This window comes from Variovorax soli NBRC 106424 (genome assembly GCF_001591385.1).
In the GTDB taxonomy this organism is placed as follows: Bacteria; Pseudomonadota; Gammaproteobacteria; order Burkholderiales; family Burkholderiaceae_C; genus Variovorax; species Variovorax soli.
The window spans coordinates 1-8,934 of record NZ_BCUU01000148.1 but is presented as its reverse complement, the minus strand read 5'-3'; the positions used below and the strand labels follow the sequence as shown (position 1 = coordinate 8,934).

Genomic DNA, 8,934 nt, shown 5'->3' with positions numbered 1-8,934 from the left:
ACGCGCGCCATTCGAATCGGCACGCCATGCCGGCGGGGCGCATGCCCCTCACCCAGCCTCTCCCCAGAGGGGAGAGGAGCCAATACATGTCAGTCCTGCAGCTGCCCTTCGCTCAGGGTATCGAGTTGAAAGCGTCCGCTCTTGTCCCACAGCCAGGTATCCGTCCACGTCACCTGGCCCAGCCGGGTGGGCGCGGGGTAGGGTGCGGCGTTGAGCACGGTGCGCTCGATTTCCGCGATGGCGTCCGGCGCATGCCGGGGCGCGCGCAGCCAGTGCATGGAGCGCACGCGGCCTTGCGCGTCCAGGTTCACCTCCAGCGTGCCAATGGCATAGAGCAGCGGCGGCAGCTTGCCCTTGTAGATGCGGTCCTTGTTGCGCGCGTAGACATGGCCGGCGGCATCGCGGCGGTAGTCGCGGGGTGTGGCGGCGTCGGAGGCGCGCGGAATCGGGTTGGGCGTCTGGTTGGTCGGTGTCGCGTCGCTCATCTGGCCCCGGACCGAGCCGTCGGTGCTGGCGCAGCCGGCCAGCCAGAGCGTGAGGGCAAAAAGGCCGGCAAGGGCCAGGCGTCGGGGCAGGCGTTCAAAATCCATCGGCGGATTTATACCGTGCCGCGTGCACGCCGCCGCAACACGAGGTATCGGGTGCACAACACATGAACGGATTGGTCGACACATTGCTGGCAAGGCTGGGCGCGGGCGGGCAGGGCGTGCTGGTGCGCGTGCATGCCACCCAGGGCTCGGCGCCGCGGGAGGCCGGCACCTGGATGGCCGTGTGGGACGACGACCTCACCGGCACCATCGGCGGCGGCCAGCTCGAGTTCCAGGCCACGCAGGAGGCGCGCGGCTGGCTGGCAGGCGGCGCCGCCATCGAAGAAGTGCGGCGCTATCCGCTGGGCCCGAGCCTGGGCCAATGCTGCGGCGGCGTGGTGTTCCTGGCTTACCAGCGCATCGGCCCGGAGCATGTGGCCGCGCTGCGCGCCGAGCTCACCGCGCACCTGAACCCGGTGGCCCTCTTCGGCGGCGGGCATGTAGGCGCGGCGCTGGCGCGCCTGTTGTCGACGCTGCCTTTTTCGGTGCGCTGGATCGACAGCCGCGACGGCGTGTTCCCGCCCCAGTTGCCGGTGCAGATCGAGACCGAGCATTCCGAGCCCGTGCAGGACGCGGTCGCGCAGCTGGCGGTCGGCTCGCGCGTGCTGATCATGAGCTTCAGCCACGCCGAAGACCTGGACATCGTCATCGCCTGCCTCAAGCGCCAGCGCGAGCGGGGCGACCTGCCCTACATCGGCCTGATCGGCAGCAAGACCAAGTGGGCCACCTTCCGGCACCGGCTGGAGGCGCGCGGCTTCACGCAGGCGGAGATGGACCACATCACCTGCCCCATCGGCGTGCCGGGCATCACGGGCAAGGAGCCGGAGGTGATCGCGGTGGCGGTGGCGGCGCAGCTGCTGCAGTCGCTGCCTTGAGCGGAGAGCTGGGGAAAGCTCTTTGCCGCCAATTGTGGTGATTCACCGGGAATCGCCCCCCGGCCGGCGACGAGAACTCAACGGACTTTCGGAACCAAGCTATCGGGGCCAGAAGATCAACGGGACAAACCTTGGGAGCCGGGCGCGTATCCAATCCAGCCGCCCTGGCGGCATGGCCATCCTCGTTTGAAGGCCTGTGCCTTCGCCATCGTTGTAAATCAGGTAATCGGGGCCGTACCCAAGCTCGTAGCTAAATCGGCTCATGCCGAAAAGCGGTTCGAAATATCGCTGAGCCAGCAGTTCCCCTTCTGCTGAAAATACCTGTAGGCGCACTTCATCGTCGGGAAAGTTTTCAGGTTCGATTCGTCCTTGAAATCCGCAAAGAACGATTTTGTAGGGCTTGCCATTGAAGGTCTTGAGACCCCCGTTCATCTCTTCGGTGTAGAGGTCGCATCGGATGTATTCGACCGGGCGAACCCAGTTCGCGAGGACGAACACAACTCCATACACCACCATGACGGCCACGAGGGCGGTGCGAAGAAGCCGCTTCCAGTTCATCGCTTGTATTCCCAACAGGTCTCGCCCAGGTCGAGTTCGATTGGCTTGGGGAGTGCAATGCGCTCGAGGTCGGAAAAGATGACGAAATCGCCGCCTCTGCCTTTCAGGTTTCGCCAATTCAGGAAATCGCGATTGCGCACTGGATAAAAGATATCGGGCTTGCGCAAACTGTTCTTGATGTCTACCGGCCTGTCCAGATAGTCGGGAATCGGTGGCACATACCATCGTGGGATGTTGTCGCGTTCGTGCTCCAGGAATTGGGCCAGTTTCGAGATTTGCTCCGCCAAAGCCGCATCGACGGTGATGATGACGCCCTGTCGATTCCAGTGGCCGAGGTATTGCGAGACGGAGCTTCCTTGCCGATCGTTGAACGAATAGACGTCCTTGACGTAAACATAGACGTGCGTGATCTCGACGCTGGTGTGTACGCATTGCCGCCACGGAACTGTGTCGTACCGGTTGTACTGGGTCCTTCTGATCTTTGCAGTTGCCACGGCTGCGTAAAGATTGAAATTCGCCAGTGACGCGGCGAGATCATTCATCACGGTGGTGTAGTTGCCCAACACATCCGGCATAGACACCACCACTCGTTGAAACTGAAAGCGCTGATGCAAAAGCTGCTTGTCATTGCCGCATGCAGCCAGCGTATCGAGCACGCCCGAGAACTGGTGTTTGGACTGCACCATGAAGTCCTGGAAATTCTTGCCGAGGTCGTTGCGGACGGCGTCGTTGTAGATGTTCTCGGGGGTCGTTGACTTCAGGTTGGTCGCCAGCAAGTGGTCGTACCGCTTGCGCACCTTCCCGAACTTGAGCACCCACTGCAGCTTGCAGCTGCTGTCATCGACAAACGCCGGCTGGACGATTGCCTTCGACTTGTCCGCAATCACATGCGCCGGGCCGCTGAACCATCGGCGAGCGCATTTGGCGGCGTAGCCGAAACCCATCGCATCCATGCCATCTGGAATTTCGAGCATGTCGAATGGCGGTGGTTGCGGGCAGTCCTCTGTGGCGTGCCTTTCGTCGCCATGCGCCGTTGCAACCGTCGAGGATGCCGGGATCGCTTGCGAAGGGGGCGCAGAGCCGGCAGGGGGCGTCGGCGGCACCTTCGCCGCTGGTGGTGGCGATCCGGGCAGCGGCGGCGGATTCTTGGCCATCGAAATGGACGCTTGCGCCTTGACGGGGCGGCAGCCGAATCCGTTTTGCTTCAGCACCCACTTCCGGCTGAAACCGGACGCTTCGGCTGTCAGATAAGGATGCCGGTCCCGCAGCATCTCCTTCTGGATCTCACCGAGGCGATCGGTGATCCTGTCGAGAATTGACATCGTGACTCCCTGAAAATTCTTCTGCTCTTTCCCGGAACTCCGGAGCAGCAGGCAGGAGGTCGGGCGATGTCTGTGCCTGCGCCTCCTGTCATGCGGCGCGTACAAGTCTATTCGCGGGGAAGGTGACCCACGGCGGCACAGTTGTTGCAACGCTGATTCAGGGTTAACCACTAGCTCCGCGAGGCGCGACTTCCACGACGCAGATTCTAAAACTGTATACACTTCGGTCCACAAACAGCCGCAGCGGAGCGAGACGATTCCCCACCGTCTGCGTTCGCGGCGATTTCCCTGCTTACAGCGCCCGCAGTGGTGAGCAGACCAACACGAGAAGCGGCGCGATCCGAGCGCCGCCAAGGTTGAGAGAGCCTCTTTATGGAAAGCTACTACCTCGACTGGGCCAATCTGCTGCTGCGCTGGGTCCACGTCATCACCGCCATCGCATGGATCGGCGCCTCCTTCTACTTCGTGATGCTGGACAACAGCCTCGAGAGGCCCCAGGACCAGGAGTCGCTGGACAAGGGCGTGGGCGGCGAGCAGTGGGCCGTGCACGGCGGCGGCTTCTACAACATGCAGAAGTACGCGCTGGCGCCCAAGAAGCTGCCCGACCACCTGCACTGGTCCTACTGGGAAAGCTATTCCACCTGGCTGAGCGGCTTCGCGCTGTTCACCATGTCATACCTCTGGAACGCCAGCACCTACCTGATCGACAAGAGCAAAATGGACTGGCAGCCGGGCGCCGCCATCGGCGTGGCGCTGGCCTTCTTCGTGATCTTCTGGATGGCCTACGACGCCATCTGCCAGATCTTCGGGCAGCGCAAGAACGGCGACACCATCGTGGGCCTGCTGGTGGCGTTCCTGGTGGCCGGGGCCGCCTGGCTGGCCTGCCACTGGTTTGCCGGCCGCGCGGCCTTCCTGCTGGTGGGCGCCATGATGGCCACCACCATGAGCGGCAACGTGTTCTTCTGGATCATTCCGGGCCAGCGCAAGAACGTGAAGGCCCTGCGCGAAGGCAAGCCGGTGGACCCGATCCACGGCGCACGCGGCAAGCAGCGCAGCGTGCACAACACCTACTTCACGCTGCCGGTGCTGTTCGCGATGCTGAGCAACCACTACAGCTTCACCTACACCCACAAGTACAACTGGATCGTGCTGCTGCTCATCATGCTCGGCGGTGCGGCCATTCGCCAGTTCTTCGTGGTGCGGCATCGCTTCAAGCTGGGCAACGCGGGCAACCCGCTGCCCTACGCGATGCTGGGCGTGGTGGTGCTGGGCCTGTCGATCGTGTGGATGCGCCCCGAGCCGGCCGCTGCGCCGGTGGCCGGCGCGGCCGCCGCCACGCAGAAGGTGGCGTACGGCGAGGTGCAGAAGGTGCTGGAGCAGCGCTGCTACATGTGCCACGGCGCCACCGTGCAGATGAAGAACGTGCGGCTGGACACACCCGACCAGGTGGCGCAGCATGCCCAAGGCATCTACCAGCAGGCCGTGGTCACCAAGATCATGCCGATGAACAACTCCACGAACATCACCGATGCCGAGCGCGCCCTGCTTGGCAAGTGGTTCCAGGACGGCGCACTCACGAAGTGATGCCGCGGGGCACGGAACTGAGCCATTCCCCGTGCCCGAGTTTTCCTTCTTCTCAGCGCGCGGCCTGCGCAAGTTGCAGTGCCAGCCGGTTGTGGCGCTCCACCAGCGGACCCAACTCGAGCGTGGCCAACCGGCCTTCGCGCACCACCACGCGGCCGTTGACCACCGTGTAGGCCGCGTTGGGGCTGGCGCACAGCAGCAGGCTCGCCACCGGGTCGTGCACCGCGCCGCCCGCGAAGTTCAGGGTGCGCAGGTCGAACAGGGCGATGTCGGCGCACATGCCCGGCGCCAGGTGGCCGATGTCACTGCGGCCCAGCACCTGCGCGCCGCCCCGGGTCGCGATTTCGAGCGCGTTGCGCGCCGTCATTTCCGCCGGCCCATGGTCGCAGCCGAAGGGCTCCAGCGCGCGGCCCACGCGGGCCAGCAGCAGGGCCTGCCGCGCCTCGTTGACCATGTGGGCGCCGTCGTTGCTGGCGCTGCCGTCCACCCCCAGCCCCACCGGAACGCCCGCGTCGAGCATGCGGCGGATGGGCGCGATGCCCGAGGCCAGGCGCATGTTGCTGCAGGGGCAGTGCGCCACGCCGGTGCGCGTCTTCGCAAACAGGCCGATGCCGGCCTCGTCCAGCTTCACGCAGTGGGCATGCCACACGTCGTGGCCGAGCCAGCCCAGGTCCTGCGCATACTCGGCCGGCGTGCAGTTGAACTTCTCGCGGCTGTAGGCGATGTCGTGGTCGTTCTCGGCCAGGTGGGTGTGCAGGCGCACGCCGAAGCTGCGGGCCAGCAGCGCCGATTCGCGCATCAGGTCGCGGCTCACCGAGAAAGGCGAGCAGGGCGCCACCGCCACATTCACCATCGCGCCGTGCGACGCGTCGTGCCAGGTCTCGATCAGGCGCTGCGTGTCCTTCAGGATGGCGTCCTCGCGCTCCACCACCCTGTCGGGCGGCAGGCCGCCTTGCGAGGCGCCCACGCTCATGCTGCCGCGGCTGGCCACGAAGCGCATGCCGATGGCCTGCGCCGCCTCGATGCTGTCGTCCAGCCGCACGCCGTTGGGGTAGATGTAGAGGTGGTCGCTGCTGGTGGTGCAGCCCGAGAGCAGCAGCTCGGCCATGGCCAGTTGGGTGGAGACCTGCACCATCTCGGGCGTGAGCCCGGCCCAGATGGGGTAGAGGCCGCGCAGCCAAGAGAACAGCTCGGCATCCTGCACGCCCGGAATGGCGCGCGTGAGCGACTGGTACATGTGGTGGTGCGTGTTGACCAGCCCCGGCACTACCAGGTGGCCGCCGGCGTCAATGACTTCGTCGGCGTCTTGTGGCAGGTTGGCGGCCGGACCGATGGCTTCGATGACATGGCCGCGGATCAGAATGGAGGCGTCGCGCAGTTCGCTGCGCTGATCGTCGAAGGTGGCAACGCATTGCGCGTTGCGAATCAAGAGTGTGCCCATGGCGCAGACAATCCGAGATGAATGTTTGGAGACTGGAAAAGCAATGATCGCATCGAACACCGCCGCACGCGAAGTGCCTGACGCGCGCAAGGCCCCGCGCGAGATCCTCGAGCACCTGTACCGCGTGGCGGTCGACCGCGCGCTGCCGCTGTCGAGCATGGGCCGGCACCTGCCGCCGCCGCCCAAGGGCCGCACGCTGGTGCTGGGCGCCGGCAAGGCAGGCGCCTCGATGGCGCAGGCGCTCGAAGCCCTGTGGCCGGCCGATGCCCCGCTGTCGGGCCTGGTGGTCACGCGCTACGGCCACATTCCGCCGCGGCCCGAGGGCCTGGCGCAGCGCATCGAGATCGTCGAGGCCTCGCATCCCGTGCCCGACGCGGCCGGCATGGCGGCGGCCGAGCGCATCCTCGCGCTCACCCAGGGCCTGACCCCGGACGACCTGGTGCTGTGCCTCATCTCGGGCGGCGGCTCCTCGCTGCTGGTGCTGCCGGCCGAAGGGCTCACGCTGGCCGACAAGCAGCGCATCAACAGGGAACTTCTGGAAAGCGGCGCGAACATTGGCGAGATGAACTGCGTGCGCAAGCACCTGTCGCGCATCAAGGGCGGACGGCTGGCCGCGGCCTGCGCGCCGGCGCGGGTGGTCACGCTCACCATCAGCGACGTGCCGGGGGACGATCCGGCCATCATCGCCAGCGGCCCCACGGTGCCCGACGACACCACCTGCGCCGACGCGCTGGCCATCCTCGACCGCTACCGCATCGAGGTGCCTGGGCCGGTGCGCGCCAGCCTCAAGAGCGGCGCGCTGGAAACGCCGAACCCGCAGGACCCGGTGTTCAAGAACAACGAGGTGCACCTGATCGCCACGCCCCAGCAGTCGCTGGAGGCCGCGGCCGCTGCCGCGCGCGCGGCCGGCATCGAGGCCCACATCCTCAGCGACGAGATCGAAGGCGAGTCGCGCGAGGTCGGCAAGGTGCATGCGGCGCTGGCGCGCTCGGTCGCGCACCGCGGCGCGCCCTTTGCCAAGCCCTGCGTCATCCTCTCGGGCGGCGAGACCACCGTCACCATCCGGCCGCGCCAACCCGGGCAGGCCAAGGGCCGGGGCGGGCGCGCGGGCGAGTTCTGCCTGGGCCTGGCCGGCGCGCTGATGGCGCAGCCCGGCGTGTGGGCGCTGGCCGCCGACACCGACGGCATCGACGGCGTGGAGGACAACGCCGGCGCCTTCGTCACGCCCGACACGCTGTCGCGTGCCGAGGCCGGCGGCAGGAAGCTGTCGGACCACCTGGACCGCAACGACGCCTACGGCTACTTCGACGCCATCGGCGACCTGCTGGTCACCGGGCCCACGCACACCAATGTCAATGACTTCCGCGCGATCCTGATCTTGTAGTGTGGTTCCGCCGCACCGGTGCGGCACTTCGAACGGGCGGCGGCGCTAACATTCTTCTGGATGAGCCCATCGCCCGTTCCATCACCATCCTCGGCATCCGCTCCCCCTCGACCCATCCGCCAGGCGGCCACGCTGATCGTGCTGCGCGACGGCGCGCAAGGCCTGGAAGTGCTGCTGCTGCGCCGCGCCGAGAAGGCCAACGACCAGAACAGCGGAGCCAGCGTCTTTCCCGGCGGCCTGCTCGACGCGCATGACCGCGGCCTGCACGACTTCTGCTGCGGCATCGACGATGCGTGGGCGAGCGCGCGGCTGGCCTTGCCTGCCGGCGGCCTCGACTATTTCGCGGCGGCCGTGCGCGAATGCTTCGAGGAGTCGGGCCTGCTGTTCGCGCAGGATGCGCGCCGGCAGCAGCTGCTGGACCTGCAGGGCCTGAGCCGGGGCGAGCTGGCCGCGATGCGCGCCGCCGCGGCTGCGGGCACCGACGCGCTGGTGGCCCTGTGCCGCGAGCGGGGCTGGCAGCTGGCGGTCGACCGCCTGGCGTACTTCGCGCACTGGCTCACGCCGCCGGGCATGCCGCGCCGCTTCGACACGCGCTTCTTCATCGCCGCGGTGCCGCCGGGGCAGGAGGTCGAGGTCGACCGCTTCGAGATCGCCGAGCACAGCTGGCTGCGCCCGCACGACGCACTCGACCCGGCGCGGCGCCTGAAGCTCATGAACGTCACGCGGCGCATCCTGCAGCAGCTGGCGCAGTTCGCCAGCGTCGATGAATGCCTTGCACACGCCCGCGGATTGCGCGATGTGGTGCTCAACATGCCGCGCCTGGCGGGCGGACCGGGCGGCGCGCGTCCGGTCAATATCGAGGAGCCTGCCTATGCCGAGATCGGCTATGTGGATCCGGAGGGGCGCGGCCATGCCTTCCACACCCTCGAAGGCGGCGCGGTGCTGGCGCTCTCGCCGAATGTGTGGCGCGTCACGTCCAGCCGGGTCGATGCGTCGCCCGGCGAGCACAGCTACTTCGTCGGTGCGGGCACGGGCGGCCCGTGGGCATTGATCGATCCGCATGTGGGCGATGACGCGCATGCGCAGGCCCTGCGCGCCGCGGCGCCGGGGCCGGTGCAGTGGATCCTTTCCACCCGCGGCCACGATGCCGCGCAGGGCGCCGCATCGCCATGGCGCGCCCTCT

8 protein-coding genes are annotated in these 8,934 nt (G+C 66.9%); 4 read left to right on the top strand and 4 right to left on the bottom strand.

From position 1 onward, the window contains the following. Nucleotides 1–89: 89 nt before the first annotated feature. On the bottom strand, nt 90–590 hold the full coding sequence (locus VSO01S_RS24845) for a hypothetical protein (protein ID WP_068645455.1): 501 nt from the start codon (nt 588–590) through the stop codon (nt 90–92). Nucleotides 591–652: 62 nt separating this feature from the next. Between VSO01S_RS24845 and xdhC the strand changes: the two genes are divergently transcribed. Further along, nucleotides 653–1,462, top strand: coding sequence for a xanthine dehydrogenase accessory protein XdhC (gene xdhC / locus VSO01S_RS24840; RefSeq protein ID WP_068645454.1), 810 nt, complete (start codon nt 653–655; stop codon nt 1,460–1,462). A 99-nt stretch (nt 1,463–1,561) separates the two neighbouring features. On the opposite strand, the gene VSO01S_RS24835 is transcribed toward xdhC, so the two are convergent. Then, nucleotides 1,562–2,020, bottom strand: a complete 459-nt coding sequence (locus VSO01S_RS24835) for a hypothetical protein (RefSeq protein WP_068645453.1) — start codon at nt 2,018–2,020, stop codon at nt 1,562–1,564. Continuing rightward, a complete protein-coding gene (locus VSO01S_RS24830) occupies nt 2,017–3,342 on the bottom strand; it encodes a DUF6402 family protein (protein WP_153305426.1) in 1,326 nt (441 codons plus the stop codon). Before VSO01S_RS24830 ends, VSO01S_RS24835 begins: the two co-directional genes overlap by 4 nt. Nucleotides 3,343–3,714: 372 nt before the next feature. On the opposite strand from VSO01S_RS24830, the gene VSO01S_RS24825 reads away from it, so the two are divergent. Next, on the top strand, nt 3,715–4,926 hold the full coding sequence (locus VSO01S_RS24825; protein ID WP_068645451.1) for a urate hydroxylase PuuD: 1,212 nt from the start codon (nt 3,715–3,717) through the stop codon (nt 4,924–4,926). 52 nt (nt 4,927–4,978) lie between these two features. Here the strand turns inward: VSO01S_RS24825 and VSO01S_RS24820 are convergent, their stop codons facing one another. After that, nucleotides 4,979–6,367 carry an 8-oxoguanine deaminase gene (locus tag VSO01S_RS24820; RefSeq protein ID WP_068645450.1) on the bottom strand — a complete coding sequence of 463 codons (1,389 nt, stop codon included), beginning with the start codon at nt 6,365–6,367 and terminating at the stop codon, nt 4,979–4,981. 43 nt (nt 6,368–6,410) lie between these two features. On the opposite strand from VSO01S_RS24820, the gene VSO01S_RS24815 reads away from it, so the two are divergent. After that, on the top strand, nt 6,411–7,751 hold the full coding sequence (locus VSO01S_RS24815; RefSeq protein ID WP_068645449.1) for a glycerate kinase type-2 family protein: 1,341 nt from the start codon (nt 6,411–6,413) through the stop codon (nt 7,749–7,751). Between the two features lie 60 nt (nt 7,752–7,811). Then, nucleotides 7,812–8,934 (top strand): NUDIX hydrolase (locus VSO01S_RS24810; protein WP_153305425.1); only part of this gene is annotated, 1,123 nt, incomplete at its 3' end.

Excerpts from the sequence above, each read along its gene's own strand:
- VSO01S_RS24845 (WP_068645455.1), bottom strand. The coding sequence starts at position 590 with ATGGATTTTGAACGCCTGCCCCGACGCCTGGCCCTTGCCGGCCTTTTT.
- xdhC (WP_068645454.1), top strand. The coding sequence starts at position 653 with ATGAACGGATTGGTCGACACATTGCTGGCAAGGCTGGGCGCGGGCGGG.
- VSO01S_RS24835 (WP_068645453.1), bottom strand. The coding sequence starts at position 2,020 with ATGAACTGGAAGCGGCTTCTTCGCACCGCCCTCGTGGCCGTCATGGTG.
- VSO01S_RS24830 (WP_153305426.1), bottom strand. The coding sequence starts at position 3,342 with ATGTCAATTCTCGACAGGATCACCGATCGCCTCGGTGAGATCCAGAAG.
- VSO01S_RS24825 (WP_068645451.1), top strand. The coding sequence starts at position 3,715 with ATGGAAAGCTACTACCTCGACTGGGCCAATCTGCTGCTGCGCTGGGTC.
- VSO01S_RS24820 (WP_068645450.1), bottom strand. The coding sequence starts at position 6,367 with ATGGGCACACTCTTGATTCGCAACGCGCAATGCGTTGCCACCTTCGAC.
- VSO01S_RS24815 (WP_068645449.1), top strand. The coding sequence starts at position 6,411 with ATGATCGCATCGAACACCGCCGCACGCGAAGTGCCTGACGCGCGCAAG.